Raw genomic sequence first — 718 nt, forward strand, 5'->3', positions numbered from 1 at the left:
ACACCCGCGACTGGACACCCACGGGCCCCGTGCGGCTCAACCCTTCCCCGAACCTCACCCCTCTCGTTCCAACAATGACCGCAGCTGCTTGACCTGTTTCACGCGACAACTACGTTGACACTCACCGGAAGGGCCTTGAGTCGCAGTGAAGCTGGACCTTGGTCAATGTCCAGCGCCCTGCCCGCGTCGCGACAGCTCAAGTACGGAAGCTGGTCCACCGCCGGGTTCCAGAGCGTGTAGAGGACGGCCAGGAGGCGCTGATCACCCCGATCAACGTCGATCTGTCCCAGGCGAAGCAGCCACGCCCTGGGGAACCGCGTGTACGCCTGGTTGTCGTACCGGGCCCGGAAGGCGTCCTCCCTCCAGTAGCCGCCTTCGAGACGAAGGCCAAGGTTTGCCTTGGCGATGACCTTGAGGTCCTTGGCCACATCGCGGCGATCTCTATCCTGGACGGCGGCGATGCTGCTGGGGCTTGTACCGCACCGGATTAATGAGACACCAGGTTGGTCGTAATCAGGCCGCCTGCCTCGACTGCATCAGCTCCCGCCGGGCCTGACTCGGCGAGAGGAAGTGGTGACGCTCCAGCAACCCGTGCTCGTTGTACCGGTGGGCCCACTCCAGCAGGGCCAATCGGAGTTCCTCCACGGCGGCGAAGGTGCGCACCCAGAGCAGTTGCTCCTTGAGGGTGCGGATGAAGCGCTCGGCGCAGCCATTGCCC

At 64.5% G+C, this 718-nt stretch carries 2 protein-coding genes; both read right to left on the bottom strand.

Going from position 1 to position 718, the window contains the following annotated elements; all coding sequences use genetic code 11:
- Positions 1 to 98: 98 nt before the first annotated feature.
- Entirely contained in the window at positions 99 to 428 is a 330-nt protein-coding gene (locus tag D7V88_RS41955) for a hypothetical protein (protein ID WP_120545996.1), read from the bottom strand.
- Between the two features lie 85 nt (positions 429 to 513).
- A partial coding sequence (locus D7V88_RS41960; protein ID WP_244238702.1) for an integrase core domain-containing protein occupies positions 514 to 718 on the bottom strand: 205 nt, incomplete at its 5' end.

This window comes from Corallococcus terminator, from assembly GCF_003611635.1.
Classification (GTDB): Bacteria; Myxococcota; Myxococcia; order Myxococcales; family Myxococcaceae; genus Corallococcus; species Corallococcus terminator.